General features: G+C 71.7%; 19 protein-coding genes. 16 read left to right on the top strand and 3 right to left on the bottom strand.

Annotation, left to right across the window (positions count from 1 at the left end):
* Positions 1 to 25 precede the first annotated feature (25 nt).
* On the bottom strand, positions 26 to 910 hold the full coding sequence (locus tag AB0I06_RS33105; protein ID WP_363122565.1) for a LysR family transcriptional regulator: 885 nt from the start codon (positions 908 to 910) through the stop codon (positions 26 to 28).
* 87 nt (positions 911 to 997) lie between these two features.
* Positions 998 to 2,800: a glycoside hydrolase family 15 protein gene (locus AB0I06_RS33100; protein ID WP_363122580.1), complete on the bottom strand. Its 1,803-nt coding sequence runs from the start codon at positions 2,798 to 2,800 to the stop codon at positions 998 to 1,000.
* Positions 2,801 to 3,273: 473 nt separating this feature from the next.
* Here AB0I06_RS33100 and AB0I06_RS33095 point away from each other — a divergent pair, with 473 nt between their 5' ends.
* The 11 genes from AB0I06_RS33095 to AB0I06_RS33045 all read left to right on the top strand — a co-directional run bounded on the left by AB0I06_RS33095 (position 3,274) and on the right by AB0I06_RS33045 (position 16,241).
* Positions 3,274 to 4,920, top strand: a complete 1,647-nt coding sequence (locus AB0I06_RS33095; RefSeq protein ID WP_363122564.1) for a CTP synthase — start codon at positions 3,274 to 3,276, stop codon at positions 4,918 to 4,920.
* A gap of 96 nt (positions 4,921 to 5,016) precedes the next feature.
* Positions 5,017 to 5,643 (top strand): NUDIX hydrolase, encoded by a 627-nt coding sequence (locus tag AB0I06_RS33090; RefSeq protein WP_363122563.1) that lies wholly within the window; start codon positions 5,017 to 5,019, stop codon positions 5,641 to 5,643.
* A gap of 335 nt (positions 5,644 to 5,978) precedes the next feature.
* Positions 5,979 to 8,018 carry a tetratricopeptide repeat protein gene (locus AB0I06_RS33085; protein WP_363122562.1) on the top strand — a complete coding sequence of 680 codons (2,040 nt, stop codon included), beginning with the start codon at positions 5,979 to 5,981 and terminating at the stop codon, positions 8,016 to 8,018.
* Between the two features lie 137 nt (positions 8,019 to 8,155).
* On the top strand, positions 8,156 to 9,280 hold the full coding sequence (gene ald / locus AB0I06_RS33080; protein WP_363122561.1) for an alanine dehydrogenase: 1,125 nt from the start codon (positions 8,156 to 8,158) through the stop codon (positions 9,278 to 9,280).
* A 447-nt stretch (positions 9,281 to 9,727) separates the two neighbouring features.
* Complete coding sequence (locus AB0I06_RS33075) at positions 9,728 to 10,855, top strand: ParA family protein (protein WP_363122560.1); 1,128 nt, start codon at positions 9,728 to 9,730, stop codon at positions 10,853 to 10,855.
* Positions 10,840 to 11,424: a hypothetical protein gene (locus AB0I06_RS33070; protein WP_363122559.1), complete on the top strand. Its 585-nt coding sequence runs from the start codon at positions 10,840 to 10,842 to the stop codon at positions 11,422 to 11,424. The genes AB0I06_RS33075 and AB0I06_RS33070 overlap by 16 nt, the downstream gene beginning before the upstream one ends.
* A gap of 18 nt (positions 11,425 to 11,442) precedes the next feature.
* On the top strand, positions 11,443 to 12,642 hold the full coding sequence (locus AB0I06_RS33065; RefSeq protein ID WP_363122558.1) for a segregation/condensation protein A: 1,200 nt from the start codon (positions 11,443 to 11,445) through the stop codon (positions 12,640 to 12,642).
* Positions 12,639 to 13,325 carry an SMC-Scp complex subunit ScpB gene (gene scpB / locus AB0I06_RS33060; protein ID WP_363122557.1) on the top strand — a complete coding sequence of 229 codons (687 nt, stop codon included), beginning with the start codon at positions 12,639 to 12,641 and terminating at the stop codon, positions 13,323 to 13,325. The genes AB0I06_RS33065 and scpB overlap by 4 nt, the downstream gene beginning before the upstream one ends.
* Complete coding sequence (locus AB0I06_RS33055) at positions 13,325 to 14,443, top strand: pseudouridine synthase (protein WP_363122556.1); 1,119 nt, start codon at positions 13,325 to 13,327, stop codon at positions 14,441 to 14,443. The genes scpB and AB0I06_RS33055 overlap by 1 nt, the downstream gene beginning before the upstream one ends.
* Positions 14,444 to 14,505: 62 nt before the next feature.
* Positions 14,506 to 15,225: an NUDIX domain-containing protein gene (locus AB0I06_RS33050; RefSeq protein ID WP_363122555.1), complete on the top strand. Its 720-nt coding sequence runs from the start codon at positions 14,506 to 14,508 to the stop codon at positions 15,223 to 15,225.
* Positions 15,222 to 16,241 (top strand): ADP-ribosylglycohydrolase family protein, encoded by a 1,020-nt coding sequence (locus AB0I06_RS33045; RefSeq protein WP_363122554.1) that lies wholly within the window; start codon positions 15,222 to 15,224, stop codon positions 16,239 to 16,241. The genes AB0I06_RS33050 and AB0I06_RS33045 overlap by 4 nt, the downstream gene beginning before the upstream one ends.
* Positions 16,242 to 16,265: 24 nt before the next feature.
* On the opposite strand, the gene AB0I06_RS33040 is transcribed toward AB0I06_RS33045, so the two are convergent.
* A complete protein-coding gene (locus AB0I06_RS33040) occupies positions 16,266 to 16,703 on the bottom strand; it encodes a Rieske (2Fe-2S) protein (RefSeq protein ID WP_363122553.1) in 438 nt (145 codons plus the stop codon).
* 179 nt (positions 16,704 to 16,882) lie between these two features.
* On the opposite strand from AB0I06_RS33040, the gene aroH reads away from it, so the two are divergent.
* The 5 genes from aroH to der all read left to right on the top strand — a co-directional run bounded on the left by aroH (position 16,883) and on the right by der (position 21,411).
* A complete protein-coding gene (gene aroH / locus AB0I06_RS33035; RefSeq protein WP_363122552.1) occupies positions 16,883 to 17,245 on the top strand; it encodes a chorismate mutase in 363 nt (120 codons plus the stop codon).
* The gene (locus tag AB0I06_RS33030) at positions 17,242 to 18,327 is read left to right on the top strand and encodes a prephenate dehydrogenase (protein ID WP_363122551.1); all 1,086 of its coding nucleotides are present in this window, start codon (positions 17,242 to 17,244) and stop codon (positions 18,325 to 18,327) included. The genes aroH and AB0I06_RS33030 overlap by 4 nt, the downstream gene beginning before the upstream one ends.
* Before the next feature lie 186 nt (positions 18,328 to 18,513).
* Entirely contained in the window at positions 18,514 to 19,194 is a 681-nt protein-coding gene (gene cmk, locus AB0I06_RS33025) for a (d)CMP kinase (RefSeq protein WP_363122550.1), read from the top strand.
* The gene (locus AB0I06_RS33020) at positions 19,191 to 19,838 is read left to right on the top strand and encodes a lysophospholipid acyltransferase family protein (RefSeq protein ID WP_363122549.1); all 648 of its coding nucleotides are present in this window, start codon (positions 19,191 to 19,193) and stop codon (positions 19,836 to 19,838) included. Before cmk ends, AB0I06_RS33020 begins: the two co-directional genes overlap by 4 nt.
* Before the next feature lie 79 nt (positions 19,839 to 19,917).
* The gene (gene der, locus AB0I06_RS33015) at positions 19,918 to 21,411 is read left to right on the top strand and encodes a ribosome biogenesis GTPase Der (protein WP_363122548.1); all 1,494 of its coding nucleotides are present in this window, start codon (positions 19,918 to 19,920) and stop codon (positions 21,409 to 21,411) included.
* Positions 21,412 to 21,526: the final 115 nt, after the last annotated feature.

Below are 21,526 nucleotides of genomic sequence, written 5' to 3'. Positions count from 1 at the left end.
GGATCTCCCTTATAAGCCGTACCTATCAGCTGTCGGCGGCCGAGGTCGCGGCCGCGACGAACGCCGAGGCCGCGGGCGACAGGATGCCGCGGCGGGCGACGAGGGCGATGTCCAAGGTGCTCTCCGGCTCGATGTCCAGCACGCGGGCGCCCAGCCGCTCGGCGAGGTCCCGCCAGGAGTCCGTGACCACCGCGAGCCCGACCCCGGCCAGTACCAGGGGCATCAGCGACACCCGGTGCTCGGTCTCGACCGCGACGGTGAACTCGATGCCCTGCTCGCCCAGCGCGTCGACGTAGGCCCGCATCCCGGTACCCGGCTGCCCGACGATCAGCCGTTGCCCCGCGAGCTCCCGGTACTCCACCGCCGTCCGTCCGGCGAACGGACCGTCGGCCGGCACCACCAGCACAAAACGCTGCCGCCCCAGCGCATAGGAGACGACCTCCTGGTCGGAAGGAGAACCGGCGGACGCCAAGAGCCCCAGCTCCACCGCGCCCGTGCGCACCATGTCGATCACCTCACGCGACGTGAACGCCGCATTGATCGTCACGGAGACACCGGGATATCGGCGGCTGAAGGCACTCACCAAGCTCGTCAGCGGCTCCACCGCCTGCGATGGCATCGACGCCACATCCAGGCGCCCCTCACGCAGCTCGTGCACCGCCGCGACACTCGCACGCGCCGTCTCAAGACTCCGCACGGCCTCCCGGGCGGGCTCGATCAGCGCCCTTCCCGCCTCCGTCAGCACGGCCCTGCGCCCGATGCGATGGAACAGCTCGGAGCCGAGATCACGCTCCAGGGCCCGCACGGCCTGCGACAGCGACGGCTGGGACACGTACAGGGCCGACGCCGCACGGTTGAACCCCCCGCGATCGACAATCGCGAGGAAGTACTCCAGCTGCCGAATGTCCATACGCGCCCTCTGCCCTGGAGAGGAGGATTTCCATCCCCGTGTCCTATTGGTCACGGGGACTGGAGACCTACAGCCCCGCCCGTCCGCTCAGCCGCCGTAGGCGCCCGAGGCCGTCAGCCGCAGGGCCGTGTCGATGAGCGGCACATGGCTGAACGCCTGCGGGAAGTTGCCCACCTGGCGCTGCAGGCGCGGGTCCCACTCCTCGGCCAGCAGACCGAGGTCGTTGCGCAGGGACAGCAGCTTCTCGAACAGCCGGCGGGCCTCGTCCACGCGGCCGATCATCGCCAGGTCGTCGGCCATCCAGAACGAGCAGGCCAGGAACGCGCCCTCGTCACCGGGCAGACCGTCGACGCCTTCGTCGCCGCCCGAGGTCGGGTAGCGCAGGATGAAGCCGTCCGGCGTGGACAGCTCCCGCTGGATCGCCTCGATCGTGCCGATGACCCGCTTGTCGTCGGGCGGCAGGAAGCCCACCTGCGGGATCAGCAGCAGGGAGGCGTCCAGCTCCTTGGAGCCGTAGGACTGCGTGAAGGTGTTGCGCTCCTTGTCGTACCCCTTCTCGCACACGTCCCGATGGATGTCCTCGCGCAGTTCCTTCCAGCGCTCCAGCGGGCCGTCCGCGTCGCCCGACTCGATCAGCTTGATCGTGCGGTCGACCGCGACCCAGGCCATCACCTTGGAGTGCACGAAGTGGCGGCGCGGGCCGCGCACCTCCCAGATGCCCTCGTCCGGGTCCTGCCAGTGGTCCTCCAGGTAGCGGATCAGCTTCAGCTGGAGCAGCGCGGCGTAGTCGTTGCGGGCGAGGCCCGTCATGTGGGCCAGGTGCAGGGCCTCGGTGACCTCGCCGTACACGTCCAGCTGGAGCTGGTGGGCCGCGCCGTTGCCGACCCGGACCGGGCCGGAGTTCTCGTAGCCCGGCAGCCAGTCCAGCTCCGCCTCGCCCAGCTCGCGCTCGCCGGCGATGCCGTACATGATCTGGAGGTTCTCCGGGTCGCCCGCCACGGCGCGCAGCAGCCATTCGCGCCAGGCGCGGGCCTCCTCGCGGTAGCCGGTGCGCAGCAGCGAGGACAGCGTGATCGCCGCGTCGCGCAGCCAGGTGTAGCGGTAGTCCCAGTTGCGGACGCCGCCGATGTCCTCCGGCAGGGAGGTGGTCGGCGCGGCGACGATGCCGCCGGTCGGGGCGTACGTCAGGGCCTTCAGCGTGATCAGCGAGCGGATCACGGCCTCCCGGTAGGGGCCGTGGTACGTACAGTGGTCCACCCACTCGCGCCAGAAGTCCTCCGTCGCCTCCAGCGACTGCTCCGGCTCGGGCAGCGGCGGCGGCTCCTTGTGCGAGGGCTGCCAGGAGATCGTGAACGCGATCCGGTCACCCGGCGCGACCGTGAAGTCCGCGTACGTCGTGAGCGACTTGCCGTAGGTCTCGGCGGATGTGTCGAACCACACGGAGTCGGGGCCGGCGACCGCCACCGTGCGCCCCTCGTGCTTGTGCACCCACGGCACCACCCGCCCGTAGGAGAACCGCATCCTGAGCGCCGAGCGCATCGGAACCCGGCCCGAGACGCCCTCCACGATCCGGATCAGCTGCGGGGCGCCGTCACGCGGCGGCATGAAGTCGGTCACCCGGACCGTGCCCCGCTGGGTGTCCCACTCGGACTCCAGGATCAGCGAATCGCCCCGGTAGCTGCGCCGCGCCGCGGTGGGCGGCTGCTGATCGGAGGCGTGCGCGGGCCCGAGCCGCCAGAAGCCGTGTTCCTCGGTGCCCAGCAGGCCGGCGAAGATGGCGTGCGAGTCGAAGCGGGGCAGGCACAGCCAGTCGACCGTCCCGTCTCGGCAGACCAGGGCAGCGGTCTGCATGTCTCCGATGAGTGCGTAGTCTTCGATGCGCCCGGCCACGTGCAACTCCAGTCGAACGGCCACGTCACCCCACGAGGGGGCTGTCGCTAGTGCGGTCAAGGGGGTTTCAGCAGGTCTTGCAATGCGTCGTTGAGCGATGAAGCAAAACAGTTCACTCAGCCGTGACGCAAAGCGCCAATTGTTGCTCAACGAACTGACGAGCTCACGTTGTTCCGGTGCTTACGGGCGGGGGGTGGTGCCGTTGGGCCGGACGGGCTCGGCAGCGAGTGTCCGAGCAGGATACGACGCACGCGGATGTTCCGGGTGCCGGTCGCGGCAAGGCGGGTACGCCGAACGAGTGAGCAACGGGTGAGAGACCGGTGCGGGTGACCGGCTCCGTGTCGGGATGTGTGCGGAGCGTGGCCGGAAGCCATCGCCCCGCGGCGCTGATACGCTGGTAGCCCGTGGACCGGTGGGCGTCTGGCCCCCGAACCGCACCTCCAGATCGCGACCACGGGAGCCCCCTCTTGGCCATGCCCAATTCCACGACGACCAAGCACATCTTCGTCACCGGGGGTGTCGCCTCCTCGCTCGGCAAGGGCCTGACGGCCTCCAGCCTCGGCATGCTGCTCAAGGCCCGGGGCCTGCGCGTCGTGATGCAGAAGCTCGACCCGTACCTCAACGTCGACCCCGGCACGATGAACCCCTTCCAGCACGGTGAGGTGTTCGTCACCAACGACGGCGCCGAGACCGACCTGGACATCGGCCACTACGAGCGCTTCCTCGACCGTGACCTCGACGGCTCCGCCAACGTGACCACCGGCCAGGTGTACAACACGGTGATCGCCAAGGAGCGGCGCGGCGAGTACCTCGGTGACACCGTGCAGGTCATCCCGCACATCACCAACGAGATCAAGCACCGCATCCGCCGCATGGCGACGGACGAGGTCGACGTCGTGATCACCGAGGTCGGCGGCACGGTCGGCGACATCGAGTCGCTGCCGTTCCTGGAGACCGTCCGCCAGGTCCGGCACGAGGTCGGCCGTGACAACGTCTTCGTCGTCCACATCTCGCTCCTGCCGTACATCGGCCCCTCGGGCGAGCTGAAGACGAAGCCGACCCAGCACTCGGTCGCGGCCCTGCGCAACATCGGTATCCAGCCGGACGCGATCGTGCTGCGCTGCGACCGTGAGGTGCCCACCGCGATCAAGCGGAAGATCTCGCTGATGTGCGACGTCGACGAGGCCGCCGTGGTCGCCTGCCCCGACGCCCGCTCGATCTACGACATCCCCAAGACCGTGCACGGCGAGGGCCTGGACGCCTACGTCGTCCGCAAGCTGGACCTGCCGTTCCGCGACGTGGACTGGACGACCTGGGACGACCTGCTCGACCGCGTCCACAACCCCGACCACGAGATCACCCTCGCCCTGGTCGGCAAGTACATCGACCTGCCCGACGCCTACCTGTCGGTCACCGAGGCCCTGCGCGCCGGCGGCTTCGCCAACCGGGCCCGCGTCAAGATCAAGTGGGTCACCTCCGACGACTGCAAGACCCCGGCCGGTGCCGCCGCCCAGCTCGGCGACGTCGACGGCATCTGCATCCCCGGCGGCTTCGGCGAGCGCGGGGTGAACGGCAAGGTCGGCGCGATCCGCTACGCCCGCGAGAACAAGGTGCCGCTGCTCGGCCTCTGCCTGGGCCTGCAATGCATCGTGATCGAGGCCGCGCGCAACCTGGCCGACATCGCCGACGCCAACTCCACCGAGTTCGACCCCGCCACCGGCCACCCGGTCATCTCCACCATGGCCGAGCAGATGGACATCGTTGCCGGTGAGGGTGACATGGGCGGCACCATGCGGCTGGGCATGTACCCGGCGAAGCTGGCCGAGGGCTCGATCGTGCGCGAGGTGTACGACGGCAAGGAGTACGTCGAGGAGCGCCACCGGCACCGCTACGAGGTGAACAACGCCTACCGCGCCGAGCTGGAGAAGCAGGCGGGCATCCTGTTCTCCGGCACCTCGCCGGACGGCAAGCTCGTCGAGTACGTCGAGTACCCGCGCGACGTCCACCCGTACCTGGTCGCCACGCAGGCGCACCCGGAGCTGCGCTCGCGCCCGACGCGTCCGCACCCGCTGTTCGCCGGTCTCGTCAAGGCGGCGGTCGAGAGGAAGACTTCGAAGTAACACACCAGTTGTACGGTGGCCGGGGTGCATCCCTTCAAAGGGTGTGCACCCCGGTTTCGTTCCGGCAGATCGCGCAGGGCACGTGGAAGGACAGGCATGACGATCAAGGACACTCCCGAGGAGTGGGAAGTCCGGGCGACGAACACCCCCTTCGTGGGCAACAAGACCTCCGTCCGCACGGACGACGTGGTCATGCCCGACGGCACGGTGGTCGGCCGTGACTACCAGGTCCACCCGGGCTCCGTGGCCGTCCTCGCCCTCGACGAGGCCGACCGCGTCCTGGTCCTGCGCCAGTACCGCCACCCCGTGCGCCACAAGCTGTGGGAGATCCCGGCCGGACTGCTCGACGTACCCGGCGAGAACCCGTTGCACGCCGCGCAGCGCGAGCTGTACGAGGAGGCGCACGTCAAGGCCGAGGACTGGCGGGTGCTGACCGACGTCTACACGACCCCCGGCGGCTGCGACGAGGCCGTGCGGATCTTCCTCGCACGCGACCTGTCCGAGGCCGAGGGCGAGCGCTTCGCGGTGGAGGAGGAAGAGGCCGACATGGAGCTCGACCGGGTGCCGGTCGAGGACCTCGTGCGGGGCGTGCTCGCCGGGGAGCTGCACAACAACTGCCTCGTGGTGGGCGTCCTGTCGCTGGTCGCCGCGCGGTCGGGTGACGGCCTGGACGCGCTGCGCCCGGCACAGGCGCCGTGGCCCGCGCGTCCGTTCGAGGCGTAGCGCTCCGCTGGGAGGGCCGTGGGGGTGGGTGCCGCCGGGGGCGTCGGTCGGGTGCGGCGGTGTCGTGGTGTGTCGCGCAGTTCCCCGCGCCCCTGTCAGACGCGGCCGTCGGTTGGGTGCGGTGGTTTTGTGGCTCGTCGCGCAGTTCCCCGCGCCCCTGGCGGGCGCGACCTCCACGTGGTCGGTCCTACGATCTGCTGATCCGATCGGGGGATGCCGCCGCCGTGCCCGCCGTGCTCCACCGGGGACGTTGCAGAGCGTGAACTAGGCTCTGTGGCACGCCCGAACCGGAGTCCCGGCGGGCTTGCGTGTGCGGTGGGACGGGAGTGTGGCCCGTGACGGATCAGGTCGTGGAGACAGGCGACGTGCGGCCGGCCGGGCGCGCTGCCGGACAGAGCGAGTTCCTGGGCCGCACACGGGAGTTGAAGGAACTGCGCGCCGACATCGAGCGTGCCGGACTGGACACCCTCGCGGGTCGCAAGGCACCTCGCGCGCGCGTGCTGCTCATCGCGGGACGGCCCGGCTCGGGCCGCACCGCACTCGCCGAGGAACTCGTACGGCAGATCGCTGACCGTTACCCCGACGGCGTCCTGCGCGCCCGCCTCACCGACCCCGACGGCACCCCCGTCCCCGTCGGACGCGCCGCCCGGGACCTCCTCGCCGCCCTGGACGAGCAGGCTCCCGCCGGGGCCTGCGAGGACGACCTCACCGACGCCCTGCGCACCGCCCTGGCCGACCGCCGCATGCTGCTCCTGCTGGACGACGCGGCCGACGCCGAGCAGGTCGACGCCCTGCTGCCCGACACCCCCGACTGCCTCGTCGTCGCAGTCTCCGAAGGTCCGCTGACCGGCATCTCCGACGTCCGCCCCTGCACCCTCGGCGGACTGGACGCCAAGTCCGGGGTGGAGCTCCTGGCCCGGCACACCGGCTCGGTCCGCATCACCGTCGACCCCCGGGCCGCCGAGGGCCTCGCCGAGGAGTGCCAGGGGCAGCCCGCCGCGCTGATGCTGGCGGGCGGCTGGCTCGCGGCCCGCCCCAAGGCCGCCGTCTCCGACCTCGCCAAGCAGCTGCGCGCCGAGGACACCGAGGGCACCGCCCTGACCCGGGTATTCCGCCTCGCGCACGCCGCCCTGCCGGCCACCGAGGCCCGGATGCTGCGCCTGCTCGCCCTCGCCCCGGCCGGGCTGGTCGACCCGCAGACCGCCTCCGCGCTCGTCGGCTGCTCGGTCGGCCGGGCCCGCACCACCCTGGACGACCTCGTCGCCCTCGGCTTCCTGCACGCGGTGGACTCCCCGCTGCCTCAGTACGAGGTGCCCGGCTGTCTCCACCCCCACCTCCGGATCCTCGCCGCGCACCATGAACGCCCGGCCGAGCTCCAGCTGGCCCGGGCGCGCATGCTGGAGCGGACCGTCCGGCTGCTCCAGGCCTGCCGGGCGATCACCGAGACCGACAGCCCGCAAGCCCGCCAGAAGCTCCTGGACATGCCGCGCGCCCTGCGTTTCCCCACCCCGCGGGCGGCCGCCGACTGGCTGCGCCTGACCCGGCCCGCCCTGCTGGCCTCGGCCCGGCTCGCGGTCGCCGACGGGGAGCTGGACACGCTGGCCCGACGGCTGATGTCACAGCTGGTCAGGGCCATGGCGGCGCACATCGGCATCCGGGCCGCCGCACCCGACCTCTACGACATCCACGGCATGGTCCTCGACGTCGCCGAGCGCCGGAACCTGCCCCGCGAGCGGGCCGCCGCCCTGCTGAACCTCGGCGACCTCGACGCGCGCACCGGCCGCACGGCCGACGCCCTGGCCCGCTACCGGGCCGCGCTGGACGCCGGACGTGAGGTGAACGACCCCTACGCCACCGGCCGCGCGATGGAATCCGTAGGCGGCGCCCACCTGGACCTCGGCGACTTCGACCGGGCCGCCGACTGGTTCGGCCGCGCCCTGGTCGAGCGGCTCGCCCGGGACGAGCGCGCCGAGGCCGCCCGGCTCTACGGGCGGATCGCCGCCGCCCACACCTTCGCGGGCCGTTACGGCGAGGCCCTGCGCAACTGGCGCGCGGCGATCACCGGGCACCGCAAGAACGGCGATGTGGCCGCCCAGGCACGGGCCTTGAGCGAGCTGGCGCGGGTCCAGGAGTACGCCGGCCGCCCCGAGGAGTCGCTGCGCACCTGCCGGGAAGCCGTGGAGTGGGCCCGGCGCGCGGAGGACCCCCGGTTGCAGGCCGCGCTGCATCTGCGGGTCGCCGACACCCTCGAGCACCTGGGTGACCCCGCCTCGGCCGGGCTGCACCGGGGCGCCGCCGAGCGGATCCTCGGCGACTCAAACCTTCAAAATGAACCCGACGCCTGCGAAATCCGTACCGCATCCGCTGAAGATTGATGCAATGAAAGGCTGGACAGCGAGAACACCTTCATTAGACTGGCTCTGCCGCACGTTCTCCTGCGGTCTCTCCCGGTGTGCCCGCGCGTGCCCGGGTATGTCTGAGAAATACCCCCATACCCTCTGAGCCAAGGACCGTGATCGACGTGAAGGTCGGCATCCCCCGCGAGGTCAAGAACAACGAGTTCCGGGTGGCCATCACCCCCGCCGGTGTGCACGAGCTGGTGCGCCACGGCCACCAGGTCGTCGTCGAGCGCGACGCCGGCCTCGGCTCCTCGATCACGAACGAGGAGTACGTCGCCGCGGGCGCGCAGATCCTGGAGACCGCCGACGAGGTGTGGGCCGCCGCCGACCTGCTGCTGAAGGTCAAGGAGCCCATCGCCGAGGAGTACCACCGCCTCCGCAAGGACCAGACGCTCTTCACCTACCTGCACCTGGCCGCTTCCAAGGAGTGCACGGACGCCCTGCTGGAGTCCGGCACCACCGCGATCGCCTACGAGACCGTCGAGCTGCCCAGCCGCGCGCTGCCGCTGCTCGCCCCCATGTCCGAGGTCGCGGGCCGGCTGGCCCCGCAGGTCGGCGCCTACCACCTGATGCGCGCCAACGGCGGCCGCGGTGTGCTGCCCGGCGGTGTCCCCGGTGTGCTGGCCGGCCGGGCCGTCGTGATCGGCGGCGGTGTCTCCGGCTGGAACGCCGCGCAGATCGCCATCGGCATGGGCTTCCACGTGACCCTGCTCGACAAGGACATCAACAAGCTCCGCGAGGCCGACAAGGTCTTCGGCACGAAGATCCAGACCGTCGTCTCCAACGCCTTCGAGCTGGAGAAGGCCTGCCTGGAGGCCGACCTCGTCATCGGCGCGGTGCTCATCCCCGGCGCCAAGGCCCCGAAGCTGGTCACCAACGAGCTCGTGTCGCGGATGAAGCCCGGAAGTGTCCTTGTCGACATCGCGATCGACCAGGGCGGCTGCTTCGAGGACTCCCGCCCGACCACCCACGCCGAGCCGGCCTTCCGGGTCCACGACTCGGTCTTCTACTGCGTCGCCAACATGCCCGGCGCGGTGCCCAACACCTCCACCTACGCGCTGACCAACGCGACGCTGCCGTACATCGTCGAGCTGGCCGACCACGGCTGGGCGGGCGCCCTGCGCCGCGACCCGGCGCTGGCCAAGGGCCTCAACACGCATGACGGCAAGGTCGTTTACCGCGAGGTCGCCGAGGCGCACGGCGTGGAGCACGTGGAACTGTCCGCGCTGCTCGGCTGAACCTCCTCAGCCGGTAAGTCGGCTAAGTGACAGACCGGCGAAGGCGATACTCCCTCCGTACCGGCTTCGCTCGATCGGGGGGACTCCCTCACCGGTCGTCAACACCACACACCAGGCCGGACCTTGCCCGACGAGGTCCGGCCGGATGTGTGTATGGTCACTTCGCGATTCTCGAGCAACTCGCCTCGAACGTAACCCTTCAACCGATTCGCACACCGGTGAAACCTGCCGTGCGACGGCCGTACGCCCTTGACAGCCGGATGTTTCATTGCCGACACATCGGGCCGGGTCCGGCGGATTGTGTTGCTGCGGACGCCCGACACGCCATAGAGTCGCCAATCGTCGGCATGGTGCCACGCTGACCTGTCTAGAAGTTTCCTGGTCACCAAGGAGGTAAGACGACTTGTGAATGAGTCGACATTTACTCCCGGGGGTGGTCAACCAGGAATGCCTGCACGGGACCAGGGTCCCGCGGGGTTCGAGGCTGTCGGCTCCGTCGCTGTGCGCACCTTCGCAGCCCACCAGAGTCAGCAGGCGACTCACACAGCACACCAGAAGATGGATGGCCATCACGTGAACGCCATGGCCGGCGACGGAAGTGGCGCGCCCCACAACCACTTCGCCGACTACGACGAACTGCCCGAGGGGCACTTCTACGACCCCGACGCGGAGTACGAGCCCGACCCCGAGTACGCGGCCACTCTCGCGCCCGACGCGGCCAGACAGCGCCGGGAGCGGGTCGGCCCGACCGGGCGCCCGCTGCCGTACTTCCCGATCCCGGGTCCGCTGCCCGAACACGGACCCGCGAAGATCATCGCGATGTGCAACCAGAAGGGCGGCGTCGGCAAGACCACGTCGACCATCAACCTGGGTGCCGCGCTCGCGGAGTACGGACGCCGGGTCCTGCTCGTGGACTTCGACCCGCAGGGCGCGCTGTCGGTCGGACTCGGTGTCAACCCGATGGAACTCGACCTGACCGTCTACAACCTGCTCATGGAGCGGGGGATGGCGGCCGACGAGGTGCTGCTGAAGACGGCGGTCCCCAACATGGACCTGCTGCCCAGCAACATCGACCTGTCGGCGGCCGAGGTCCAGCTGGTCTCCGAGGTCGCCCGCGAGTCGACGCTGCAACGCGCCCTGAAGCCGCTGCTGCCCGACTACGACTTCATCGTCATCGACTGCCAGCCCTCGCTCGGCCTGCTCACGGTGAACGCCCTGACGGCCGCCCACAAGGTGATAGTGCCTCTGGAGTGCGAGTTCTTCGCGCTGCGCGGTGTGGCCCTGCTGACGGAGACCATCGAGAAGGTCCAGGAGCGGCTCAACCCGGAGCTGGAGCTCGACGGGATCCTCGCCACCATGTACGACTCGCGCACGGTGCACAGCCGTGAGGTGCTCGCACGGGTGGTCGAGGCGTTCGACGACCACGTCTACCACACGGTCATCGGGCGCACGGTCCGCTTCCCGGAGACCACGGTCGCCGGTGAGCCGATCACCACGTACGCCTCCAACTCCGTCGGCGCCGCCGCCTACCGCCAGCTCGCCAGGGAGGTGCTCGCCCGGTGTCACGCCGAGTGAGTCTGCCGGGGGCCGACGAACTCTTCCGTACGACAGGGGGGATGGCGCTTCAGTCGTCCCAGCCCAGGCGTCAGGCCAACGGCGACGCCCGGGTGCCCGCTCCGGCGGGGGAGGGCGACGCGGCGGCCGCCGCCGAGGACGGGCCGCAGTCGGTGCCCGCGCAGGGCGGTGACGGCGAGGGTGCCGAGCACGTCGCGGCGGACGCGGAGCCGGCCGAGGCCGGGGAGGCCCACAGCCGTTCCGCGGCCGCTGAGCGCTCCGGCTCCGCCCGCCGGCAGGGCGCGCAGGAAGGTTCTGCCGCCGGTGCCGCGGGGGCGGCGCCCCGAAAGCGCGGGCGTAGTCCCTCGCGCCGCCCCAGCGGCCGTGAGCGGCACGACGAGAAGATCACGGTGTACGTGTCGGCCGAGGAGCTCATGGACCTCGAGCACGCCCGTCTCGTGCTCCGCGGCGAGCACGGCCTGGCCGTCGACCGCGGGCGCATCGTCCGCGAAGCGGTCGCCGTGGTCCTCGCCGACCTGGAGACCCGTGGAGACGCCAGCATCCTCGTACGACGACTGCGCGGGCGGTAGCGGTAGCCTGCGGGGGCCATGACCTCGAACGCTTCCCCACCTCCCCCCGGCGGCCCGGCCGGCCGCCGGCGTGTGCTGGGGAGGGGGCCGGCGGCTCCGCGGACGGCTCCGCCGGCCGAGCCGCCGGAGGTCTGGCCCCAGGAGGCCGAGCCGCCCGGCCCCTCCTCCGCGGAGGACGACGGGACGGCTCCGCCGGTCGAGTTGCGGGCCGGGTCGGTCCTGCTCGAAGCGCCGCCCGCCGGCGAGGGCCCCGCGCATGCGGGGCCCGCCACCCCGGCGGCCGGGCCCGGCTTTGCTTCCTCGCACGCCGCGCCCGCGCCTTCGATGTCCGGATCCCCGGTGGCCGCGCCGCCCAGGCCGGTGGACCCGGCTGAACCGAGCGGGGCTGCCGCCGAGGCGGCGGCCGACGACGGGGTCTTCAAGGTCCGGCTCGCCAACTTCGAGGGGCCCTTCGATCTGCTGTTGCAGTTGATCTCGCGGCACAAGCTGGACGTCACCGAAGTCGCGCTGTCCAAGGTGACCGACGAGTTCATGGCGTACATCCGGGCCATGGGGCCGGACTGGGACCTGGACGAGACGACCGAGTTCCTGGTCGTCGCCGCCACCCTGCTCGACCTGAAGGCCGCGCGGCTGCTGCCCGCCGCCGAGGTGGAGGACGAGGGCGACCTCGCGCTGCTCGAGGCGCGGGACCTGCTGTTCGCCCGGCTGTTGCAGTACCGCGCGTACAAGCAGATCGCCGACATCTTCAGCGGACGGCTCGACGACGAGGCCCGGCGCTACCCCCGGACCGTCGGGCTGGAGGCGCACCACGCCGAGCTGCTGCCCGACGTCGTGATCAGCATCGGCGCCGAGGGCTTCGCCAAGCTCGCCGTGAAGGCCATGCAGCCCAGGCCCAAGCCGCAGGTCTACGTCGACCACATCCACGCCCCGCTGGTCAGCGTGCAGGAGCAGGCACAGATCGTCGTGACCCGGCTGCGGGAGCTGGGGGAGGCCAGTTTCCGTGCCCTCGTGGAGGACACCGACGACACCCTGACCGTCGTGGCGAGGTTCCTCGCCCTGCTTGAGCTGTACCGCGAGAAGGCCGTCGAGCTGGAGCAGGAGACCGCGCTCGGGGACCTGCTCGTGCGGTGGACCGGCGGGGACGGTGACCGGACACCGACCGTCACCGACGAGTTCGACCGGCCGCCCGAGCCGCCGAAGGAGGAGAAGAAGGCGTGAGCGAGCGAACGACCGACCTGCCGGCCGGGCCGCGCACCGTCGCCGACCTCGAGCTGAAACCGGCCCTGGAGGCCGTCCTCATGGTCGTGGACGAACCCGCGACCGAGGAGCACCTCGCGAAGATACTGGAGCGGCCGAAGCGGCAGATCGCCGACGCCCTGCGCGAGCTGGCCGACGAGTACACCGTCCAGGGACGCGGCTTCGAGCTGCGGTACGTCGCGGGAGGCTGGCGCTTCTACACGCGGGCCGGCTACGCCCCGGCCGTCGAGCGCTTCGTGCTGGACGGCCAGCAGGCCCGCCTCACGCAGGCCGCGCTGGAGACCCTGGCCGTCGTCGCCTACCGGCAGCCGGTCAGCCGCAGCCGGGTCTCGGCCGTACGCGGAGTCAACTGCGACGGTGTCATGCGCACCCTCCTCCAGCGCGGTCTGATAGAGGAGGCGGGCACGGAACCCGAAACAGGTGCGATCCTGTACAGGACGACGAACTACTTCCTGGAGCGGATGGGCCTGCGCGGCCTGGACGAGCTCCCGGAGCTCGCGCCCTTCCTCCCGGAGGCGGAGGCGATCGAGGCCGAGACCCAGGAGGGCGTACCGTCGTTCGACCCGGACGCGCCAGACGACGGCGCGCCGGGCCGCCCGGTGAACCCGGGGACCCACGACGAAGACGACCAGACGGAACTTTGATGCGAAGCAGCAGCGGCAGGAACAGCAGCGGAAACAACGGCGGGAGCCGTGGTGGCAACAGCGGCGGCCGCGGCGGGAGTGGTGGTGGTCGCGGCAACTTCCGCGGCGCCGGCAACAACCGCGACGACAAGCAGGGCAGTGGCCGTCCGAAGAAGCCGCGCCCCGAGGAGCGCCGCTACGACGTGGGCCCCGGCGCGACCAAGGACGGCCCCAAGGCCGGACGGGGCGGCGCGGCCCGCGGTGGCGCCAAGGGCGGGCCCAAGCAGCCCCAGCGTCCGGGCCGCACGGCCCCGGCGCGCCCCCGTGAGTACGAGGCGCAGATCGAGGAGCGCAACCGCGACCGGTACGCCGGGAAGAAGGAGGTCAAGCTCCCCAAGACCTTCCCCGGCGCCGAGCAGGAGGGCGAGCGGCTTCAGAAGATCCTCGCCCGCGCGGGCTTCGGCTCCCGGCGCGCCTGCGAGGAGCTGATCGAGCAGGCCCGGGTCGAGGTCAACGGCGAGATCGTCCTGGAGCAGGGCAAGCGGGTCGACCCGGAGAAGGACGAGATCAAGGTCGACGGGCTGACCGTCGCCACCCAGAGCTACCAGTTCTTCTCGCTGAACAAGCCCGCCGGTGTGGTGTCGACGATGGAGGACCCGGAGGGCCGGCAGTGCCTCGGGGACTACGTCACCAACCGTGAGACCCGCCTCTTCCACGTCGGCCGGCTCGACACCGAGACCGAGGGCGTCATCCTGCTCACCAACCACGGCGAGCTGGCGCACCGGCTGACCCACCCGAAGTACGGCGTGAAGAAGACCTACCTCGCGCACATCGTCGGCCCCATCCCGCGCGACCTGGGCAAGAAGCTCAAGGACGGCATCCAGCTGGAGGACGGCTACGCGCGCGCCGACCACTTCCGGGTCGTCGAGCAAACCGGCAAGAACTACCTCGTCGAGGTCACCCTCCACGAGGGCCGCAAGCACATCGTGCGCCGGATGCTGGCGGAGGCCGGTTTCCCGGTCGACAAGCTGGTCCGGGTCGCCTTCGGCCCGATCACCCTCGGCGACCAGAAGTCGGGCTGGCTGCGGCGGCTGTCCAACACCGAGGTCGGCATGCTGATGCAGGAAGTCGACCTCTAGACCTTGTGACCGACTCGCACCCCCTTTTATAGTCGTGCTGACTATAAAAGGGGGTGTTGGTCATGGACGGCTACGACAAGTACGCCCACGAACCCTTCGCCGTCACCGTCGACCTGGCCGTGTTCACCGTCCGGCAGGGCGCGCTGCACGTGCTGCTCGTCGAACGCGGACAGGAGCCGTACGCCGGACGCCGGGCCCTGCCCGGCGGGTTCCTTCGGCCGGACGAGTCGGCGGAGACGGCCGCCCGGCGTGAACTCGCCGAGGAGACCGGCCTGTCCGACGTCTCGGGGCTGCATCTGGAGCAGCTGCGCACCTACAGCGAGCCCGGCCGCGACCCCCGGATGCGGGTCGTGTCGGTCGCCTTCGCCGCACTGCTGCCCGACGCGCCCGAGGCGCACGGCGGCAGCGACGCGGCCCGGGCCGACTGGGTGCCGTACGGCACGGAGGGGCCGCTCGCCTTCGACCACGACCGCATCCTGGCCGACGCCCACGACCGTGTCGGCGCCAAGTTCGAGTACACCTGCCTCGCCACCGCCTTCTGCCCGCCCGAGTTCACCCTCGGCGAGCTCCAGCAGGTCTACGAGACCGTGTGGGGCACCGCGCTCGACCGGCCCAACTTCCGGCGCAAGGTGCTCGCCACGCCCGGCTTCGTCGAACCCGTCCCCGGCGCCGCCCGGCTGACCGGCGGCCGGGGCAAACCCGCCGCGCTCTACCGCGCCGGAACCGCCGCCGCCCTGCACCCGCCTCTCCTCCGGCCCACCCGGGAAGGACGCCCCGCATGACCACGCTCGTCCACAAGCAAGCCGCCACCGGAACGCTGACGGGGCTCGCCCTCGGCGACGCGCTGGGCTTCCCGACCGAGTTCAACGACGTGCCCTCGATCCTCGCCAAGTGCGGACCCTGGCGGGAGATGGAGCTGCCGAAGCGCGCCTTCGTCTCGGACGACACCCAGATGACGCTGGCGGTGGGCCGCGCGGTGCGCACGGCGATGGACCGGGGGCTGCTCACGCCGCTGCGCCTGACCCGGCCGCTGCGGGAGGAGTTCGTCGACTGGTACCAGTCCCCGGACAACAACCGGGCCCCGGGCCGCACCTGCATGAAGGCCTGCATGCTGCTGAAGGACGAGACCCGCCCCTGGCAGGACGCCTCGCAGATCCACTCCAAGGGCTGCGGTGCCAACATGCGCGTCGCACCCCTGGGGCTGGTGCCCGGCCTGAGTGACGAACAGCGGGCCGGCGCCGCCCAGTTGCAGGCGGCGCTCACCCACGGCCACCCCACGGCCCTGGCGGCCTCCGACCTCACCGCCCACGCCGTACGCCTGCTCGCCCAGGGCGCGGAGCCGACGGGTCTGGTCGGCCTGCTCCGCTCGTACGCCCTGGAGAACCGCAGCCGCTACCACGAGCGCTGGCTGGGCGACCTGTGGCGCCGCGCCGAGGACGCCAGCCCCGAGCGGTTCATCGCACGCGGCTGGGACGAGTGCCTGGAGGTCCTGGACCGGCTCCAGCCCGCCGTGCGCACCGTCTCGCCGGAGACCGACCCGTGCCTGGCCACCGGTGAGGGCTGGATCGCCGAGGAAGCCCTGGCGACCGGACTGCTGTGCTTCCTGATCTTCGTCGACGAGCCGGTGACGGCCCTGCGCCGTGCGGCCTGCACCTCGGGCGACTCGGACTCGATCGCCTGCCTGACGGGCGCCTTCGCCGGCGCGCACCTGGGCGCGCGGGCCTGGCCCACCGAGTGGGCCGACCGTGTCGAGTACCGGAGCGACCTGCTCACTCTCGGGGCGTTGTGGGACGCGTGACGCGGCGGGGCCGGCCGCGGGCCCTCATGTCAGGCGGATCGAGTTTCCCTCCACGGTGATCTGCTCGGCGGGCAGCGGCTGCGTCGCCGGGCCGTGGGCCACCGCGCCGTCGGCGATGCGGAACTTGCTGCCGTGGCACGGGCAGTCGATGGTGCCGTCGGACACGAACCCCACCGTGCAGCGCTGATGGGTGCAGATCGCCGAGAAGGCCTTGAAGCGGCCCGCCTCCGGCTGGGTCACCACGACCTCCGCGTCCGCGAAGATCTTGCCGCCGCCGACCGGGATCTCGCCGACGTCGGCCAGGACCCGCCCGGCGCGCCCGCTCGTCGCGCCCCCGCCGGTGGGGGAGTCCGTCGACTCGGAGCCGCTGTCGCCGCCCCCGCCGCAGGCCGCGACGAGCACCGCCGCGCCTGTCGCGCCCGTCGCGAGGAGGACCGTGCGGCGCGTGGTCTCGTAGCTCATGTCGTCACTCCGGAAGTGCCAAGTGGGGGTGTATCGGAATTCGGTTCATCTTCACACTGAATCTACTCAAACCCCTCGATCCCGGCGTCTCACCGGGCGGGCGCCGCGTACCCGGGCCGCGCGGGCTGACTAGGCTGGTCGGACGGAGAGCGACACGCACGTCAGCAAGGAGCAACGCCGTGGCGGTACGAGCGGTCCGGGGCGCCGTCCAACTCGAACGGGACGAGGCCGGGCACATGGACGAGCAGGTCGGTGCCCTGCTCACGGAGATCCTCGAGCGCAACGATCTCACCGCCGACGACCTGATCAGCATCTGGTTCACGGCCACGCCCGACCTGCACAGCGACTTCCCGGCGGCCGCCGCCCGCAAGCTGGGCATCGTCGACGTCCCGCTCATCTGCGCCCAGGAGCTGGACATCGAGGGCGCCATGCCGCGCGTCGTCCGGGTCCTCGCGCACATCGAGTCCGACCGGCCCCGGGCCGGCATCGCCCACGTCTACCTCGGCGCCGCCGCCGCCCTGCGCAAGGACATCGCCCAGTGAGGACCGCACTCGTCATCGGCACCGGCCTCATCGGCACGTCCGCCGCGCTGGCGCTGGCACAGCGGGGTGTCACCGTCCACCTCGCCGATCCCGACCCGGAGCAGGCCCGTACCGCGGCCGCGCTCGGCGCCGGGACCGACCAGGCACCGGACGGGCCCGTCGACCTCGTGATCGTCGCCGCCCCGCCCGCGCACGTCGCCGGTGTGCTCGGCGACGCCATGCGGCGCGGAGCGGGACGCGGCTACCTGGACGTCGCCAGCGTCAAGGGAGGACCGCGCCGGGAGCTGGAGGCGCTCGGCCTCGACCTGTCGGCGTACATCGGCTCCCACCCCATGTCGGGCCGGGAGAAGTCCGGCCCGCTGGCCGCGACCGGGGACCTCTTCGAGGGCCGCCCCTGGGTGCTGACCCCGACCCGGGACACCGACACCGAGGTGCTGAACCTCGCCCTGGAGCTGGTCTCGCACTGCCGTGCGGTGCCGGTGGTCATGGACGCCGACGCCCACGACCGGGCCGTCGCCCTCGTCTCGCACATGCCCCACCTGGTCTCCAGCCTGGTGGCCGCGCGGCTGGAGCACGCCGAGGAGGCCGCCGTACGGCTGTGCGGGCAGGGCATCCGGGACGTGACGAGGATCGCCGCCTCCGACCCCCGGATGTGGATCGACATCCTCTCAGCGAACCCCGCGCCGGTGGCCGACCTGCTCACGGACGTCGCCGCCGACCTGGAGGAGACCGTGCGGGCCCTGCGCGCCCTTCAGTCCTCCGACGACCACAAGCGCCGCGAGGGCGCCGACGGGATCGAGGACGTGCTGCGGCGCGGCAACGCCGGGCAGGTCCGCGTCCCCGGCAAGCACGGCTCCGCGCCCCGGGCGTACGAGGTCGTGGCGGTGCTCATCGACGACCAGCCGGGACAGCTGGCCCGGATCTTCGCCGACGCGGGCCTGGCCGGCGTCAACATCGAGGACGTACGGATCGAGCACGCGACGGGGCAGCAGGCCGGTCTGGTGCAGCTGATGGTGGAGCCGAAGGCGGCCCCGGTGCTGAGCGCCGCGCTGCGGGAGCGGGGCTGGGCGCTCCGGCAGTGAGCGGGTGCGGCCGGTGGCGCTCCCGGGGCTGCCACCCGGCCCCCGCTCCGGCCCGGCAGGACGCCGCTCCCGGCCGCGGGGCGCCGCCGTGGACGCGGGGCCGGACGAGTGACGCGAACCCAGTAACCTTGTGCGGGGCACTCGCGCCCTCACCCCCGCCGAGCCCGGTTCAGGAAGGTCCCCACTGTGGAAAGCGCCACGCCAGTGATTGTCGCCATCGACGGTCCGTCCGGCACGGGCAAGTCGAGCACCTCGAAGGCCGTGGCGGCGCAGCTCGGGCTGAGCTACCTGGACACCGGCGCCCAGTACCGGGCGATCACCTGGTGGATGGTGAACAACGGCATCGACGTCGACGACCCGGTGTCCGTGGCCGCCGCCGCGGGCAAGCCCGAGATCGTCTCCGGCACGGACCCGCAGGGGCCGACGATCACGGTCGACGGCGTCGACGTGGCCGGCCCGATCCGCACCCAGGAGGTCACCTCCAAGGTCAGCGCCGTCAGCGCGGTGCCCGAGGTGCGCGCCCGGATCACCGAACTCCAGCGTTCGATCGCCGCCTCCGCGGAGCGGGGCATCGTCGTCGAGGGCCGGGACATCGGCACGACGGTGCTGCCGGACGCCGACCTCAAGATCTTCCTCACCGCCTCCGCGGAGGCCCGGGCCGCCCGCCGCAGCGGCGAGCTGAAGGGCGCCGACGTCAACTCCACCCGCGAGGCCCTGATCAAGCGGGACGCCGCCGACTCCAGCCGCAAGACCTCCCCGCTCGCCAAGGCGGACGACGCCGTCGAGGTGGACACCACCGCGCTCACCCTGGCCCAGGTCATCGAGTGCGTCGTCACCCTCGTCGAGGAGAAGCGGGCCGGAAAGTGACCGAGTTGCCTTCGGCGCGGGGCGCCGAGGTCGGGCGGCGCATCGGCGTCGGCCTGATGTACGGGCTGTGGAAGCCGCGCGTGCTGGGCGCCTGGCGGGTGCCCGCGAGCGGGCCGGTGATCCTCGCGGTCAACCACTCCCACAACATCGACGGCCCCATGGTCATGGGGGTGGCGCCCCGCCCGACGCACTTCCTGATCAAGAAGGAAGCGTTCATCGGGCCGCTGGACCCCTTCCTGCTCGGCATCGGGCAGGTCAAGGTCGACCGCACCACCACCGACCGCACGGCGATCACCCAGGCGCTGGGCGTCCTGGAGGGCGGCGGCGTGCTCGGCATCTTCCCGGAGGGCACCCGGGGCGAGGGCGACTTCGCCTCGCTGCGCGCCGGGCTCGCGTACTTCGCCGTGCGCAGCGGTGCCCCGATCGTCCCGGTGGCCGTGCTGGGAAGTTCCGACCGGCCCGGACGGTTGATAAAGGCGCTGCCTCCGCTGCGCTCGCGCGTCGACGTCGTCTTCGGCGAGCCCTTCGAGGCGGGCGACGGCTCCGGACGCCGGACCCGCAAGGCGCTGGACGAGGCGACCGGGCGCATCCAGAAGCAGCTCGCGGCCCACCTGGAAAACGCCAGGCGTCTCACCAGGCGCTGAGCGACACTGAGTAGTGGATCAGCCCGGACACATCGGGCACTCCACCGACCACCACGATGAACGACGAGGTACGGACTTCATGAACGACCACATCCAGCCCGACGGCTCGGACGCGTCCGACGGCGCGTACGAGCACGACCACGGGGCGCTCGGTGACGCCGAGTTCGCGGAGTTCATGGAGCTCGCCGCGGAGGAGGGCTTCGACCTCGAGGACGTCGAGGGCGCCCTCGAGGAGGCGGGCCACGGCCCGCTGCCCGTGCTCGCCGTCGTCGGCCGCCCCAATGTCGGCAAGTCGACCCTGGTGAACCGCATCATCGGGCGCCGCGAGGCCGTCGTCGAGGACAAGCCCGGCGTCACCCGCGACCGTGTGACCTACGAGGCCGAGTGGGCGGGCCGCCGCTTCAAGGTCGTCGACACCGGCGGCTGGGAGCAGGACGTCCTCGGCATCGACGCCTCCGTGGCCGCCCAGGCGGAGTACGCCATCGAGGCCGCCGACGCCGTCGTGTTCGTCGTCGACGCCAAGGTCGGCGCCACCGACACCGACGAGGCCGTCGTCCGGCTGCTGCGCAAGGCCGGCAAGCCGGTCGTGCTGTGCGCCAACAAGGTGGACGGCCAGAGCGGCGAGGCAGACGCCTCCTACCTGTGGTCGCTGGGCCTGGGGGAGCCGCACCCGGTCTCCGCGCTGCACGGCCGGGGCACCGGCGACATGCTCGACAAGGTCCTGGAGGTGCTCCCCGAGGCGCCCCGCGAGACGTTCGGCGGGGGCGGTGTCGGCGGTCCGCGCCGCGTCGCCCTGATCGGCCGCCCGAACGTCGGCAAGTCCTCGCTGCTCAACAAGGTGGCGGGCGAGGAGCGCGTCGTCGTCAACGAGCTGGCGGGCACCACCCGCGACCCGGTCGACGAGCTGATCGAACTCGGCGGCGTCACCTGGAAGTTCGTCGACACGGCGGGCATCCGCAAGCGCGTCCACCTCCAGCAGGGCGCCGACTACTACGCCTCGCTGCGCACCGCCGCCGCCGTGGAGAAGGCCGAGGTGGCGGTCATCCTGATCGACGGCTCCGAGTCGATCTCGGTGCAGGACCAGCGGATCGTCACCATGGCCGTCGACGCGGGCCGTGCGATCGTCCTGGCGTACAACAAGTGGGACACCCTCGACGAGGAGCGCCGCTACTACCTGGAGCGGGAGATCGAGACCGAGCTCGGCCAGGTGGCGTGGGCACCCCGGGTGAACGTCTCGGCGCGCACGGGCCGGCACATGGAGAAGCTGGTCCCGGCGATCGAGACGGCCCTCGCCGGCTGGGAGACCCGGGTCCCGACGGGCCGGCTGAACGCCTTCCTCGGTGAGCTGGTCGCCGCCCACCCGCACCCGGTCCGGGGCGGCAAGCAGCCGCGCATCCTGTTCGGCACCCAGGCGGGCACCAAGCCGCCGCGGTTCGTGCTGTTCGCCTCCGGCTTCATCGAGGCGGGCTACCGGCGCTTCATCGAGCGTCGCCTGCGCGAGGAGTTCGGCTTCGACGGGACGCCGATCCACATCTCGGTGCGGGTGCGCGAGAAGCGCGGCAGGAAGAAGTAGCGGAGACAGCGGAAAGGGCGGCCCCGAACGGGGCCGGGTAGCAGTTCGTCCCCCAGGCCCCGGCGGGGAACCCGGCAATGAGCACGATCGTCCTTCGTTGTGTCGATACGGGCGG

It is taken from the genome of Streptomyces sp. NPDC050674 (genome assembly GCF_040654575.1).
Lineage (GTDB): Bacteria > Actinomycetota > Actinomycetes > Streptomycetales > Streptomycetaceae > Streptomyces.
The sequence above is the reverse complement of the archived record's forward strand: the minus strand, read 5'-3'. Positions and strand labels throughout refer to the sequence as shown.

What these genes read in the sequence shown, in the direction of transcription:
- AB0I06_RS33105 (WP_363122565.1), bottom strand. Translation starts at nt 910, where the DNA reads ATGGACATTCGGCAGCTGGAGTACTTCCTCGCGATTGTCGATCGCGGG.
- AB0I06_RS33095 (WP_363122564.1), top strand. Translation starts at nt 3,274, where the DNA reads ATGCCCAATTCCACGACGACCAAGCACATCTTCGTCACCGGGGGTGTC.
- AB0I06_RS33090 (WP_363122563.1), top strand. Translation starts at nt 5,017, where the DNA reads ATGACGATCAAGGACACTCCCGAGGAGTGGGAAGTCCGGGCGACGAAC.
- AB0I06_RS33075 (WP_363122560.1), top strand. Translation starts at nt 9,728, where the DNA reads ATGCCTGCACGGGACCAGGGTCCCGCGGGGTTCGAGGCTGTCGGCTCC.
- AB0I06_RS33065 (WP_363122558.1), top strand. Translation starts at nt 11,443, where the DNA reads ATGACCTCGAACGCTTCCCCACCTCCCCCCGGCGGCCCGGCCGGCCGC.
- AB0I06_RS33055 (WP_363122556.1), top strand. Translation starts at nt 13,325, where the DNA reads ATGCGAAGCAGCAGCGGCAGGAACAGCAGCGGAAACAACGGCGGGAGC.
- AB0I06_RS33050 (WP_363122555.1), top strand. Translation starts at nt 14,506, where the DNA reads ATGGACGGCTACGACAAGTACGCCCACGAACCCTTCGCCGTCACCGTC.
- AB0I06_RS33045 (WP_363122554.1), top strand. Translation starts at nt 15,222, where the DNA reads ATGACCACGCTCGTCCACAAGCAAGCCGCCACCGGAACGCTGACGGGG.
- AB0I06_RS33040 (WP_363122553.1), bottom strand. Translation starts at nt 16,703, where the DNA reads ATGAGCTACGAGACCACGCGCCGCACGGTCCTCCTCGCGACGGGCGCG.
- der (WP_363122548.1), top strand. Translation starts at nt 19,918, where the DNA reads ATGAACGACCACATCCAGCCCGACGGCTCGGACGCGTCCGACGGCGCG.